This is a genomic window from Amycolatopsis sp. QT-25, from assembly GCF_029369745.1.
Taxonomy (GTDB): Bacteria; Actinomycetota; Actinomycetes; order Mycobacteriales; family Pseudonocardiaceae; genus Amycolatopsis.
Window position 1 is genome coordinate 6,492,213 of the sequence record NZ_CP120210.1, and the last position, 13,271, is coordinate 6,505,483.

The window sequence follows — 13,271 nt, forward strand, 5'->3', positions numbered from 1 at the left end:
GCCCGATGACGGCTGAACTCACCGCGGCACCCCGCCCAGCCACGGGAGGCCGCCGGACGGCGACCGTCGAGATCGTCATCCCGGTGCTCGACGAGGAACGTGCCCTGCACGGCTGCATCACCACGCTGAGCGCGTTCCTCGGCGACGGCTTCCCGTTCCCCTGGTCCATCACCATCGCCGACAACGGCAGCACCGACCGGACGTGGGAGATCGCCACCGAACTGGCCGAGCGGAACCCGCGCATCTCCGCGCGGCGGGTGCCGGTCCGCGGCCGGGGCGCGGCGATCAAGGCGACGTGGGGAGCCAGCACCGCCGACATCGTCGCCTACATGGACGTCGACCTGTCGACCGGGTTGGAGGGCCTGCTCCCCCTGATCGCGCCACTGGTCAGCGGGCACTGCGAGATCACCATCGGGACCCGGCTCGGCCGCGGCTCGCGGATCCGCCGCAGTCTCAAACGCGAGATCGTCTCCCGCACCTACAACGCGATCACGCGGCACGTGTTCGGGCTGCGCAGCACCGACACGTCCGCCGGCTTCAAGGCGGCCCGGCGCGACGCCGTGGTCGGCCTGCTGGAAGCGGTCGAGGACGACCACTGGTTCTTCGACACCGAGCTGCTGATGCTGGCCGAGCACAACGGCCTGCGGGTGCACGAGGTGCCGCTGGACTGGGTCGAGGACGTCGATTCGCGGGTCAAGGTCACGCAGACCGCGATGGGGAATCTGAAGGGCCTGGTCCGCGTGGGCCGGGCGATCGCCGCCGGTAAAGGACGGGTGAACGTGCCGGAGATCCCGCAGTTGCGCGCCACCCATCCCGACGCCGTGCTCGCCGAACCACGGGCCGCGACCTTGGCGAAATTCCTCGGGTTCGCGGTCATCGGTGTCATCTCGACAGTGCTCTACACACTCCTGTATCTGCCCTTGCGCGTGCCGCTGACACCGGCGGGGGCGAACCTGGTCGCGCTGGTGCTCGTCGGGGTGGCCAATACCGAGGCCAACCGGCGCTGGACGTTCAACCGCGGCGGCGGGCACCGGCTCGGGTTGCACGCCCGCGCCGCGATCCTGTTCGCCACCACGTATCTGCTGACCACGATGGCCGTGACCGGGCTGCACCTGATCGCCCCGGGTTCCGGGCCGATCGTCGAACTGCTCGTGCTCATCGTCGCCTACGGGCTGATGACGCTGCTGCGGTTCGTGGCCCTCGACCGCTGGGTCTTCGCCCGGCACCGGAAGGAGCGCCGGTGAAGACGGCGGACGTCACGCGCATCACCGAGATGGAGGACCGCCACTGGTGGTTCCGGGAGAAGCGGCACCTGCTCGCCGACGAGCTGAACCGGCTCGGCCCGCCCGGCCGCGCGCTCGACATCGGCGCGGCGGGCGGCGGCAACACGCGGGTGCTGCGCTCGCGAGGCTGGGACGTCGTCGCCACGGACTACGACGAGAACGCCGTCGAGATCGCCCGTTCACGCGGCCTCGACGCGATCCACGCCGACGCCCGTGACCTGCCCCTGCCGTCTTCGTCCTTCGATCTGGTGGTGGCGTTCGAAATCCTCGAGCACATCCAGGAGGACGACCAGGCCGCGGCGGAACTGTTCCGGGTGCTGCGGCCCGGCGGCTCCGCGCTGATCAGCGTCCCGTCCGGAATGGACCTGTGGTCGGCGCACGACGTCGCGGTGCACCACGTGCGCCGCTACGACCGGGCTTCGCTGCGGAAGGTCGTCGAGGACGCCGGCTTCGTCGTCGACGAGCTGTGGAGCTGGAACGTCCTACTCCGGCCAGTGGTGGCGCTGCGGCGGCGTTCGGCCCGCGGGAACGAACTGAACGAGCACACGCCCTGGCTGGTCAACCACGCCCTGACCGCGATCGTCACGGCGGAGCGGTACCTCCCGACGCGCTCGCGCCGGGGTGTCTCGCTGATCCTGAAGGCCCATAAGCCTTAGCGGTACATGAAGGCCCCCTTCCTTGCGCCTGGCGCAAGGAAGGGGGCCTTCATGTACCTGGTCGCCGAGGCCGCGTGGGTCGGTGAAGGGCACGCGCGTCAAGGCCCCTTCCCCCGGTTGAGCCGGGGGAAGGGGCCCTTGACGCGCTTGTGGAGCTAGGCGGCGCGGAGGCCGGCCGGGGGAACGTCCCAGGCGGTGCCGCGGTGCTCCAGGTACCAGTCCACCGTCTTCGTCATGCCTTCCTCCAGCGTGACCAGGGAGTCCGGCTCGATGCCGACGGAAAGCAGGGTCGAAACGTCGGCCGTGACCGGGGTGTTCGGTGTCTCACCCGGGCGCATGGGCAGGTCGGTGATGCCGACCCGCGGGTAGCCGCGCTGCTCGCACAGCTCGATGACGAGCTCCGCCACCTCGCGGATCGTGACCGAATCGGCAGGCCCGATCTCGACCGTGTGCTCCAGCACCCGTCCCTCGGCGGCGACCTCCAAAGAGGACACCAGGGTGCGGGCGACGTCGCCGACCCACACCATGTCCGAGATCTGCCGCCCACCGCCGTAGAGCTCCACCGGGATGCCGGACAGTGCCCGGCAGACCAGCGCGGGGGTGATCTTGCGGACCTTCCCCGCGGCGAACGGCGGCGCGGCCTTCTGGCGCGGGCCGTAGGCGTTGACCGCGCGGACGCAGTTCACGCGGGTGCCGCGGTCGGCGTTGAACATGCGGACGAACCGCTCGACCGTGGTCTTCGAGATCGAGTAGCTGTTGTTCATCCAGTGGTTGCCGACGCAGATGTACACGCCGGGCAGGTCGTACTGGGCGACGGCCTCGAGGAAGTTCAGGCCGCCCATGACGTTGGTCTCCACCGCGGGGCGCGGATTGGTGATCGTCTCCTGGGTGCCCAGCACGGCGGCCAGATGGATGATCCCGTCGCAATGCGCGGCGAGTTCGGTCAGCGCCGTCGCGTCACGGATGTCGCCCAGCATGACCTCCCACGGCCCGCCGTCCCCCTCGCCACGATGGTCGAACACGACCGGCGTGTGCCCTCGCGCGGCGAGTTCCTCGCAGACGTACTGCCCGATGAACCCGGTGCCACCGGTAACACCAACCTTCATTTTAGCCACCTTTGCCCGATAGGCTGGGAATTCCAGGACTTTTTCCTTTTCGCAGAATCCCATCGGCGGGTTCGCCGGGACGCCTCCAATACTGCCCCGAAAGGCAGTATCGGAAGGCGGGATTCAGCCGAGGAAGTTCTTCAGCGCGCCGACGACCTGAGCGGGCTGTTCCTCGGAAAGGTAATGTCCGGCCCCGGCGATCTTGACCACCCGCGGATCGGCCGCCTTGGCGGGCAGCACCTGGGTGAAGTACTGGTGATTGAACTCACCCGCGAGGCCGAGCACCGGCATGGTCAGCTTCCCGTACGACGACCCGGCCGCGATGTCCTGGGCGAGCGTCCGGTACCAACCGTTGCCCGCCCGGACGGCCTCCCGTGTGTGGTAGGCCCGCGCGTAGACGTTCCGGTCGAAGTCGCTGACCGCCGACGGCGCCACCGAGAGCTGGTCGATCATCGCGTCCACCAGATACCGCGAGCGACCGGAGACGAGCTGCTCCGGCAGGCCTTGCAACTGGTTGAACGTCCACCACCACGGGGAGAACTGGCCGGGCCCACTGGGCAGCAACGGCAGCTGGTAAAGGCTCTTGTCGGGCGCGACCACGTCCATCAGCGCCAGTTTCCCGACCGCCTGCGGGTACTTGATCCCGTAGCTGTGCGCGACCATCGCGCCGATGTCGTGGCCGACCAGATCCGCCTTGGCGTACCCGAGCTCGGCGAGCAACGCGTGGATGTCGGCGGCCATCGTCTCCTTGTCGTAGCCCGCCTGCGGCTTCGACGATCCGCCCATCCCCCGCAGGTCGACGGCGATCACCCGGTGGTTCGCGGCCAGCGCCGGCATCACCTTGTGGAACGCCCACCACGTCTGCGGCCAGCCCGGCAGCAGCACCACCGGACTGCCGGAACCACCGGCGACATAATGCAGCCGGACGCCGTTGACGTCGGCGTGGGAGCTGGTGAACCCGCCCTGCAGCGACCGGGCGAGCGCCGCGTCGGAATGTCTCCAGCTCGTATTCGCGGAGCTTCCCGCCGCCGCGCCCCCCAGCAGTATCACCGCCGCGACCGCGGCCAGCGCGATCATGACCTTCTTGAATCTGCTCATGAATTCTTCTCCCACCGCCAGGGAAATGGTCATCGACACATCAATGATCAGCCGCGTTGGCCGAAAAACACATCTCGATTGTTGCGGAGGAGAGAAAAACTCACGAACCCCGGTGCCGGATCAGCGGATTCGCGTGATTGAACGGACGACACGCGCGTTCAAAGGGACGACACGCGCGCGGCCGCGTTCCGCCGCGAGCCGTCCGCCTGATCACGCGTGTCGTCCCTCCAGGCACGGGAAAACGTCGTTCGCGCCGAGCCACGGTCACGCCGCGCGCGACTCGCTGTCCGGGCGGGGCAGCTCCGTCACGGTCGCCCCCGGCGCGGGACGACGCCGGCCTGCCCGCAGCACCCTGCGCACGATGCCCGGTTTCATCAGCGCGGCCGGCGGGTCGACCAGTCCGGCCACCCGCATGAACGCCGCCGTGATCCCCGGATCGATCGTCGCCGCGTACTGGACCTTCGCCATGTACGCGTTGCCCATCTTGACCTTGAGCGTCCGCTTTCCCTCCACGCCGGGGAAGTCCAGGTCACCGCTGGTCGAAATGTCCCACGGGTCGTTGACGACCTTGCCGATCTCGCGCAGGAACCGCCGCGAGTCCGGTTCGGAACGACGACGGAGATGCTCGCGCAGCGCGATCGCCTCCATCGACGCGACCGTCATGCCCTGGCCGTACACCGGGTTGAAACTGCAGAACGCGTCACCGAGCACGAACAGCCGCTCCGGGAACCGCTTGAGCCGTTCGTAGCGCCGCCGCAGGCTCGCCGGGAACTTGAACGTCACCGGCTCGATCAACGGCTGCGCGTCCTTCACCGCTTCGTAGATCTCCTTGGCAGGCAGCGACTTCACGTAGTCGAGATAGCCGCGGGCGTCGGTCGGCGGATGGTCGCCGAGGAGGCCGGTCAGCGAAAGGATGCACTCGTCTTCGTTGACCTGGCCGAAGAACGCGCCCCGTGGATGCGCGGGCGAGGCGACCGGGTTGATCGACTGCCAGCCGCCGAACATCTCCGGCCGCTTGCGGAACATGCGAGTCGTGTACGCCAGCCCGACCTTCACGCGCTCCTCGGCTGGCCGTTCGAAGCCCAGTTCCTCCAGCCAGACCGGCGTGCGCGTACCTCGTCCGGAGGCATCGACGACCAGGTCCGCGCCGAGGCGTTCCTCCGGTGAGCCGTCCCGCGCCTGCACGCGGACCCCGATGATCCGCTTGCCCTCACGCGTGGCGAGCAGGCCGTGGACGTCGGTGCGCTCGCGGTAGGTGACGTTCGGCAGTGCCGCCGTACGCAGCCGCAGGTGGTGCTCCAGCACCGGGCGCAACGCCGTGATCGACGGCAGCCCGCTGTCGGCGGGCATGACCTGCTTCCCGTCGAAGTACCACTTCATCCGCGCGAGATCGCCGACCGGGACACCCGAGTCCCGCAGGTCGCCGAGCAGGTTCGGGAAGAGTTCCTCGAGGATGAAGTAGCCGCGTGCGTGCAGGCCGTGCGCGTGCCAGGTGTGCGGGGTCCCGCGCCGCGGCTTGTCCACCCCGAGCACCTCGTCGCGGTCCACGACCACGACCTCGCGGTAGAACTCGGAAAGCACTCTCGCCGCCAGGGTGCCGGCGACACTGCCGCCGATCACCACCGCGCGTTTGCCGACGGGTTCGTTCATGACCATGGCTCCTTGGTGCTCAGGCCGCGAGGTCGCCGGACGCGGGCGGAGCCTGGCCGATCGTGGCGGTGGGGACAGTGGAATCGACCGGGCCTGCCGTCTTGACGCGCCGCGCGGTGCGCAGCACGCCGACCACCAGGCTCGGGCGCATCAGCGCGGTCGGCGGGTCGACCAGGCCCGCGGCCCGGAAGAACGCCTCGGTGAACCGGCCGTCGAGAGTCGCCGCGGAGTGCAGCTTCGCCATGTACGCGTTGCCCATCTTGACCTTCAGCGGACGCGGGCCCTCGACACCGGGGAACGCGAGGTCCCCGCCCGCCGAGATGTCCCACGGCACGTCGATGATCGGGCTGATCTCCTTGAAGAACCGCAGCGGCCGCACGCCACCGGCGTCGAGATGCGTGGCGAGGTGGGCGGCCTCCATGGCCGCGACCGTCATGCCCTGGCCGTACACGGGGTTGAACGCGCAGACGCCGTCCCCGATCACCAGCATGCCTTCGGGGAAGCGGCGCAGCTTGTCGAACCGGCGGCGGACGCTGGCGGGCACCTTGAAGCTGGTGATCTCGCTGATCGGCTTCGCGGTGCGCACGGCCCGGTGGATCTCGGGTGCGTCGAGTGTCTTGGCGAACTCGAGGAAGCCCTCGGCGTCGCGCGGCGGGTGGTCGCCGAGCAGGCCGGTCTGCGACAGCAGGGCGACGTTCCCCGGCAGGTTCACGAAGAACGCGCCGCGCGGGTTCGCGGGCGAGGCGACCGGGTTGATCGCGAGGTCGTCGCCGAACGGGTCGGTGTCCAGCTCGAACAGCCGCGAGGTGTAGGCGAGGTCGATCTTGATCTTCTCCTCGGCGGGCCGCTCGTAGCCGAGTTCCTCCAGCCACACCGACGAACGGCTGCCACGGCCGGTGGCGTCCACGAGCAGGTCGGCGAGGATCGTCTCCGGTTCGGCGTCGTCGCCGGTCACCCGTACGCCGACGACCCGCGAGTGGTCGCCGGTGGCGACGAGCGACTGGATCACCGTGCGCTCGCGGACCTCCACGTTCGGCAGCGCGACGACCCTCGCCCGGACGTGCTCTTCGAGCTCCGGGCGGGTCGCGGACACGCTGAGCAGGCCGGAGTTCTTCTGCCGCAGGCGTTTGCCGTTGAAGTACCAGCGCAGGCTGCCGGAGAGGTCACCGCTGGGGACGCCGTTGTCGGTCAGCTCCGCTTGCAGGCCGGGAAACAGGTCTTCGAGGATCTGCTGGCCGCGGGCGAGCAGCGCGTGCGCGTGATGCGCCTGCGGCACGCCGCGGCGGGTCCCGGCGACGCCGACGATCGTGTCACGCTCGACGATCACGACCGAGCGGTAGCGTTCCGAAAGCACGCGGGCGGTCAGCAGGCCGGCCATGCCGCCGCCGAGCACGACGGCGCGTTCGCCAAGGTATTCGCCCATCGCGGGGTTCCTCCAATAGGGTAGTCGGCCGGGCCGTCGGAGTCCGACACGTGAAGAATCGTCGTCCGCCCGCGGCCGGGTGGCGTCTCTTCGACTGCGGTTTCACCAAAGCCTTGTGCGGCAACGAGTTCTCGAGCGGATCTCCAGTCCCGGTTGTTAGCGTCGATCAAGTAATTCCGGCTGTCGGCGTAGTTGGAGAGGTCTCATGCGCGCAAAGACCCGGATCCTCGTGATCGGCGGCGGACCGGCGGGTTCCACCGCTGCCGGGCTGCTGGCCAAAGAGGGATTCGAAGTCACCCTTCTCGAGCGGGAACATTTCCCGCGCTACCACATCGGCGAATCGCTGCTGCCCTCGTGCCGTCCGATCCTCGAACGTCTCGGCGTCTGGGACAAGATCGCGGCGGCCGGGTTCCAGCCCAAAGGCGGCGCCTACTACTTCTGGGGACCCGAAGAGTGGGAGGTGCGCTTCCGGCCGCACGGCCGTGACGGCAGCACCAGCGCGTGGCAGGTCATCCGCGCCGATTTCGACAAGATCCTGCTCGACCACGCGCGCGAGGTCGGTGTCGAGGTCCACGAGGGCATCGCGGTGAAGAAACTCGACTTCGACGGCGACCGCCCGGTCGCGGCGCACTGGGCCGAGGCCAAGAACACGGCCAACAGCGGCCGGATCGAATTCGACTACCTCGTCGACGCCTCCGGCCGCGGTGGCGTGCTGGCCACCAAGTACCTGAAGAACCGCAAGTTCCACAACGTGTTCCGCAACGTCGCCGCCTGGTCGTACTGGAAGGACGCGAAGGAACTCGACCGCGGGCCGCGTGGCGCGATCACCGTCGCCTCGGTCGGTGACGGCTGGTTCTGGGGGATCCCGCTGCCCGACGGCACGATGAGCGTCGGGCTGGTCACCGGCCGGGACTCGTTCAACGCCGCGCGCAACGAACTCGGCGGCGTGGATCCGGTGTACCACAAGGCGATCGGCGACTGCCCGGCGATACAGCAGCTGCTGGTCGAGGCCGAGCAGGTCACCGAGGTCAAGGTCGAGCAGGACTATTCGTACGCGGCCGAGCAGTTCCAGGGCCCCGGCTACCTGCTCGCCGGCGACGCCGCCTGCTTCCTCGACCCCCTGCTGTCGACCGGCGTGCACCTGGGCACCTACAGCGCGCTGATCGGCACCGCCGCGATCGGCAGCGTCCTGCGCGGTGAGATCAGCGAACCCGAGGCCTGGGACTTCTACGAGGTCGTGTACCGCCGCGCCTACGAACGGCTGCTGGTGCTGGTGTCGACCTTCTACGAGAGCTACCGCGGCAAGGAGCACCACTTCTTCCGCGCGCAGCAGCTGTCCGAAAAGGACTGGGCGGGAATGGACGTGCAGGCCGCGTTCGACCGGTTCGTCACGGGTATCGCCGATCTCGAGGACACCGAGGAGGTCTACCGCCGGATCCAGGGTCACCTGCTCGGTGACGAAAGCGGCAAGCACAACCCGCTGGACAACCTCAACCGCGTGCACGAGCACAAGCAGGCGCCGGAGAAGCCCGAAAAGGCGATCAACGGGCTGTACCTGAGCTACGAGCCGCAGATCGGCATCCGGCGCGCGTGAGCGCCGCCACTCTTCCACCGGCCTAGGGAAAGGGTCCCCATGTCAGCCACGCTTCACGGTATGCCCGAGCGGTTCGACGTCATCGTCATCGGTGGCGGCCCGGCGGGCGCGACCTGCGCCGGTCTCCTCGCGAAGGAGGGGCGTACGGTCCTGGTCCTCGAGCGCGAACGGTTCCCCCGCTACCACATCGGCGAATCGCTGATCCCGGTCGGGATGCGCCCGCTGCAGGAACTGGACCTGCTCGATCGCATGGAAGCCCGCGGCTTCGAACGCAAGTACGGCGGCAGCCTGGTGTGGGGCAACCGGGACGTGCCATGGAACTTCTCGTTCATGAAGGCCGCGGAGGGCACCTACGCCTACCACACCCGCCGCGCCGACCTCGACACGCTGATCCTCGACCGCGCCCGCGAACTCGGCGCGTACGTCGTGGAGGAGACGACGGTCAAGGACGTGCTCCAGTCCGACACCGGCCGGGTCACCGGTGTCCGGTTCACCCTGCGCGGTTCGGCGGGCGACTACGAGGCCAGCGCCTCGCTGGTCGTCGACGCGTCCGGCCAGTCCCGCGTGATCGGCCGGAAGTTCAGCGACATCACCTGGCACAACGAGCTCCGCAACGTCGCGGTCTGGACCTACTACGACAACTGCGACCGGCTGCCCGGTGACGAGTGGACCAACATCCTCATCGAAGGCACCGCCGACGGATGGTTCTGGGGCATCCCGATCGACAAGGGCACGATGAGCGTCGGCTACGTGACCAAGTCGGACCTCGCCAACGCGGACGACCAGTCGCTGGAGCAGCTCTTCCTGAGCGAGCGGGACAAGACCACCCGGCTCAAGGGGCTGCTGGCCAACGCCCGTCAGCACGCGGGGTACCGGACGGCGCGGGACTGGTCCTACACCAACGAAACCTTCTACGGTGACGGCTGGGTGCTCGTCGGCGACGCCGCCGCTTTCGTCGACCCGCTGTTCTCCACCGGTGTCGCGCTCGCGACGCTGGCGGGCAGCTCATTGTCCAAAGTGGTCGACAAGATCCTGGACCACCCGGCCATCGAGGAGAAGGCGCTCGACCGGTACGCCGGCAACTACCGCGCCTTCTTCGACGAGATCCGCAACTTCGTCGAGCGCTTCTACGACCGGACGAAGTACAAGGAGTACTACTACGACCTCGCGCAAGAGGTCGTGGACCCGGAGCAGCTCCACGCGCCGAGCATCGACTTCGTCACGCTGGTCTCCGGCCTGTCGGGCAAACACCCGCTGTTGAAGATCAATCTCGACGACCTGATCGCGAACGTCACCGAGCCCTGAGCGGGGATCCGAAAGTGGAAAGCAAACCCGGCACCGGCCACCGGTCGCTGTTCGTCTACATAGGACTGGTCGTGGTGCCCGTCGTGGTCGCGATCGTCCTGCTGGCCCGTGGCGACGATGGTGACGTCGTCGCCACGGCGAAGGCGTCCTCCGGGCCGTCGCTGGCGCAACTGCTGCTGGCGATCGCCGTGGTGGTCGGCGCCTGCAAGGTGGTGGGCTGGCTGGCCCAGCGGATCGGGCAGCCCGCGGTGATCGGCGAGATCACCGCGGGCGTCCTGCTCGGTCCGTCGGTGCTCGGCGCGCTGTGGCCTTCGGGCGCGGCCGTACTGATCCCGCCCGCGGTGGTGCCGCAGCTCAACGTCGTGGCGCAGCTCGGCGTGATCTTCTTCGTGTTCCTCGCCGGGCTGGAGCTGAACACCCGGCTGCTGCGCGGACGCGGACGGCTCGCGCTGGTCGTCAGCCACGTCAGCATCGCGCTGCCGTTCCTGCTCGGCGTCGGGCTCGCCATGGTCGCCTACACTCGGTTCTCCCCACCCGGCGGCGGATTCCTGCCGTTCGCGCTCTTCTTCGGCGTGTCGATGAGCATCACGGCGTTGCCGGTGCTGGTGCGGATCCTGCACGAGATCGGGCTCTTCCGCAGCGAGATCGGCGTGGTGACGCTGACCTGCGCGGTGGTCGACGACGTGACGGCGTGGAGCCTGCTGGCGCTGGTGATCGCGCTGACCACCGCGTCCTCGCTGTTCGGCGTGGTGCTGACGGTCCTGCTGACGGCGGCGTTCGTCGCACTGCTCGGCCTGGTCGTCCGGCCGCTGCTGCGAAAACTCGTGACGCGGGTTCCGGTGGCGAGCCTGCAGAAAGCCGCGCCGCTTTCGGTGGTCGGCGTGCTGGTGTGCGCGATGGCGACCGAATGGATCGGCGTGCACGCGATGTTCGGCGCGTTCGTGTTCGGCGTGGTCTTCCCCAGGGACAACCCGATCGCGACCTGGCTGCACGACAAGGCAGGGGGGCTGACGACGGCGTTGATGCTGCCGTTGTTCTTCGCCTACAGCGGGTTGCGCACCGACATCGGCCTGCTCTCCGGCGGCGGCGCGTGGCTCTGGTGCGGCGCGATCCTGCTGGTGGCCGTCGCGGGCAAGTTCGGCGGCTCGGCACTGGCCGCGCGTGCGGTCGGCGAGAACTGGAACCGCTCGCTGCAGGTGGGCGCGTTGATGAACTGCCGCGGCCTGACCGAATTGGTCGTCCTCAACATCGGGCTCGACCTCGGCGTGCTGTCCCCGACGCTGTTCACCATGCTGGTGATCATGGCGCTGGTCTCGACCGCGATGGCGGCGCCGATGGCGACCTGGTTCGCCCGGCGCGACGGCCAGAACGTGGTGGATTTCCTCGACCGCACCTCCGAGCGTGCGGCGGCTTGACCCACCGGCAAGCAGGAAGACGCGGGGGCATCCGCCCGCTGCGAAGCTGGAACAGTCGACGATCTAGGAGGTCAAGGTGTCGAGCACCGATGTTCCGACGCGGGAGGAACTGGTTCGCCGCGTGGCCGAACTCGCCCCCGCACTGAAGAAGCACTCGAACTGGCAGGAACAGAACCGGCGGGTGCACGAGGAGTCCATCGAGGCACTGGCCGACGCCGGCGTCTTCAAACTGCGCCGCCCCAAGCGTTACGGCGGCTACGAAGCCGACACCCGGACTCTGGTCGACGTCGCCACCGAGATCGGCCGCGCCGACGGCTCCACCTCGTGGGTGGCCTCGGTGTACTGGATCCCGACCTGGATGGCCTGCCAGTTCCCGGAGGCCGTGCAGGACGAGGTGTTCGCCACCCCGGACGTCCGCGTCTGCGGCACGCTGAGCCCGTCCGCGATGGCCGCGCCGGTCGACGGCGGGGTCGTGGTGAACGGCAAATGGGGTTTCATCAGCGGGGCACTGCACGCCCAGTGGCAGGAGATCATCGCGATCCTCGTGCCGCCGGAGGGCGAGCCGTACCCGATCATGGCGCTGGTGCCCATCTCGGATCTGCTGATCGTGGACGATTGGGACACCTCGGGCCTGCGCGGCACCGGCAGCGTGTCGACGGTGGCACAGGACGTCTTCATCCCGGCCGAGCGGGTGCTCCCGCTGCCGGCGGTGCTGGAGGGCCAGGGCACCGCTTCGGTCTCGATCTACCGGGCACCGCTGCTTCCGGTCGCCTCGGCGTCCTCGGTGGGGACGCTGGTGGGGATGGCGAAGGGCGCGCAGGACACTTTCCTCAAGCGGTTGCCGGACCGCAAGATCACCTACACCGCCTACGATTCGCAGCGCGAAGCCCCGATCACGCACCACCAGGTGGCCGAATCGGCGCTGAAGATCGACGAGGCCGAGTTCCACGCGCATCGGCTGTCCACTCTGGTCGACCGGAAGACCGCGGACGGCTCGCCGTGGAAACTCGACGAACGCGCGATAGCGCGGGCCGACCTCGGCGCCGTGGTCCGCCTCGCCAAGGAAGGCATCGACATCCTGGCCGGCGCCTCCGGCGGTTCGTCGGTCTACCACGGCATCCCGATCCAGCGCATCGCCCGCGACGTCGCCGCGGTCAACCTCCACGCGCTGATGCACCCCAACACCAACACCGAGCTGTACGGCCGCGTGCTCTGCGGGCTCGAGCCCAACACCCTCTACATCTAGGAGGATCCTCCGATGACCACGACCGAAACCGGTACCGCCGCCGACCAGGCGGCCATCGCGGCGCTGACCCAGAAGGTGATCGCCGCGTGGGCCTACCACGACGCCGACTCCTTCGCCGGCGTCTTCACCGAAGACGGCACGATGATCCTTCCCGGCGTCTACAAGAAGGGCCGCGACGAGATCCGGTCGTTCCTCGTGGAATCCTTCGAGGGCGACTACAAGGGCACCCAGGTCACCGGGCGTCCGCTGGAGATCCGGTTCTTCACCCCGGACTCCGGCGTCCTGATCACCCAGGGCGGCGTGCTCGGCCCCGGCGAGACCGAGGTCGCGGACTCGCAGTCGATCCGTGCGTCGTGGACGGTCGTCAAACGGGACGGCGCCTGGCGGCTGGCGTCCTATCAGAACACCCCGGCCAAGCAGCAGCTGCCCAAACCGGGCACGGCCGCCTGACCCTCCCCCTCGGAACCCGGGCCTCCCCTCCTTCTGGGCCCGGGT

The 13,271-nt window shown here is 68.8% G+C and carries 11 protein-coding genes; 7 read left to right on the top strand and 4 right to left on the bottom strand.

All coding sequences use genetic code 11. The features are described 5' to 3' along the window. The first annotated feature begins 5 nt into the window (after positions 1-5). Positions 6-1,244: a glycosyltransferase gene (locus P3102_RS30275; RefSeq protein ID WP_276363771.1), complete on the top strand. Its 1,239-nt coding sequence runs from the start codon at positions 6-8 to the stop codon at positions 1,242-1,244. Then, complete coding sequence (locus P3102_RS30280) at positions 1,241-1,939, top strand: class I SAM-dependent methyltransferase (protein ID WP_276363772.1); 699 nt, start codon at positions 1,241-1,243, stop codon at positions 1,937-1,939. Before P3102_RS30275 ends, P3102_RS30280 begins: the two co-directional genes overlap by 4 nt. A 155-nt stretch (positions 1,940-2,094) precedes the next feature. On the opposite strand, the gene P3102_RS30285 is transcribed toward P3102_RS30280, so the two are convergent. From P3102_RS30285 to P3102_RS30300, 4 genes are all read right to left on the bottom strand, one after another. Further along, positions 2,095-3,045 (bottom strand): NAD-dependent epimerase/dehydratase family protein, encoded by a 951-nt coding sequence (locus P3102_RS30285; protein ID WP_276363774.1) that lies wholly within the window; start codon positions 3,043-3,045, stop codon positions 2,095-2,097. Between the two features lie 123 nt (positions 3,046-3,168). After that, a complete protein-coding gene (locus tag P3102_RS30290) occupies positions 3,169-4,143 on the bottom strand; it encodes an alpha/beta hydrolase (protein WP_276363776.1) in 975 nt (324 codons plus the stop codon). 264 nt (positions 4,144-4,407) lie between these two features. After that, complete coding sequence (locus P3102_RS30295) at positions 4,408-5,793, bottom strand: FAD-dependent monooxygenase (RefSeq protein ID WP_276363777.1); 1,386 nt, start codon at positions 5,791-5,793, stop codon at positions 4,408-4,410. Between the two features lie 19 nt (positions 5,794-5,812). After that, entirely contained in the window at positions 5,813-7,216 is a 1,404-nt protein-coding gene (locus P3102_RS30300; protein ID WP_276363778.1) for an FAD-dependent monooxygenase, read from the bottom strand. Positions 7,217-7,421: 205 nt separating this feature from the next. On the opposite strand from P3102_RS30300, the gene P3102_RS30305 reads away from it, so the two are divergent. From P3102_RS30305 to P3102_RS30325, 5 genes are all read left to right on the top strand, one after another. Continuing rightward, positions 7,422-8,810, top strand: coding sequence for an NAD(P)/FAD-dependent oxidoreductase (locus P3102_RS30305; protein ID WP_276363780.1), 1,389 nt, complete (start codon positions 7,422-7,424; stop codon positions 8,808-8,810). A 60-nt stretch (positions 8,811-8,870) separates the two neighbouring features. Next, positions 8,871-10,115, top strand: a complete 1,245-nt coding sequence (locus P3102_RS30310; RefSeq protein ID WP_276363781.1) for an NAD(P)/FAD-dependent oxidoreductase — start codon at positions 8,871-8,873, stop codon at positions 10,113-10,115. A 14-nt stretch (positions 10,116-10,129) separates the two neighbouring features. Then, complete coding sequence (locus P3102_RS30315; RefSeq protein WP_276363783.1) at positions 10,130-11,530, top strand: cation:proton antiporter; 1,401 nt, start codon at positions 10,130-10,132, stop codon at positions 11,528-11,530. A gap of 76 nt (positions 11,531-11,606) precedes the next feature. Next, entirely contained in the window at positions 11,607-12,776 is a 1,170-nt protein-coding gene (locus P3102_RS30320; RefSeq protein WP_276363784.1) for an acyl-CoA dehydrogenase family protein, read from the top strand. 12 nt (positions 12,777-12,788) lie between these two features. Beyond that, positions 12,789-13,226 (top strand): SgcJ/EcaC family oxidoreductase, encoded by a 438-nt coding sequence (locus P3102_RS30325; protein WP_276363786.1) that lies wholly within the window; start codon positions 12,789-12,791, stop codon positions 13,224-13,226. The last annotated feature ends 45 nt before the right edge of the window (positions 13,227-13,271 follow it).

Coding starts and splice junctions, on each gene's coding strand:
- P3102_RS30300 (WP_276363778.1), bottom strand. CDS start 7,216: ATGGGCGAATACCTTGGCGAACGCGCCGTCGTGCTCGGCGGCGGCATG.
- P3102_RS30310 (WP_276363781.1), top strand. CDS start 8,871: ATGCCCGAGCGGTTCGACGTCATCGTCATCGGTGGCGGCCCGGCGGGC.
- P3102_RS30285 (WP_276363774.1), bottom strand. CDS start 3,045: ATGAAGGTTGGTGTTACCGGTGGCACCGGGTTCATCGGGCAGTACGTC.
- P3102_RS30305 (WP_276363780.1), top strand. CDS start 7,422: ATGCGCGCAAAGACCCGGATCCTCGTGATCGGCGGCGGACCGGCGGGT.
- P3102_RS30325 (WP_276363786.1), top strand. CDS start 12,789: ATGACCACGACCGAAACCGGTACCGCCGCCGACCAGGCGGCCATCGCG.
- P3102_RS30290 (WP_276363776.1), bottom strand. CDS start 4,143: ATGAGCAGATTCAAGAAGGTCATGATCGCGCTGGCCGCGGTCGCGGCG.
- P3102_RS30295 (WP_276363777.1), bottom strand. CDS start 5,793: ATGAACGAACCCGTCGGCAAACGCGCGGTGGTGATCGGCGGCAGTGTC.
- P3102_RS30275 (WP_276363771.1), top strand. CDS start 6: ATGACGGCTGAACTCACCGCGGCACCCCGCCCAGCCACGGGAGGCCGC.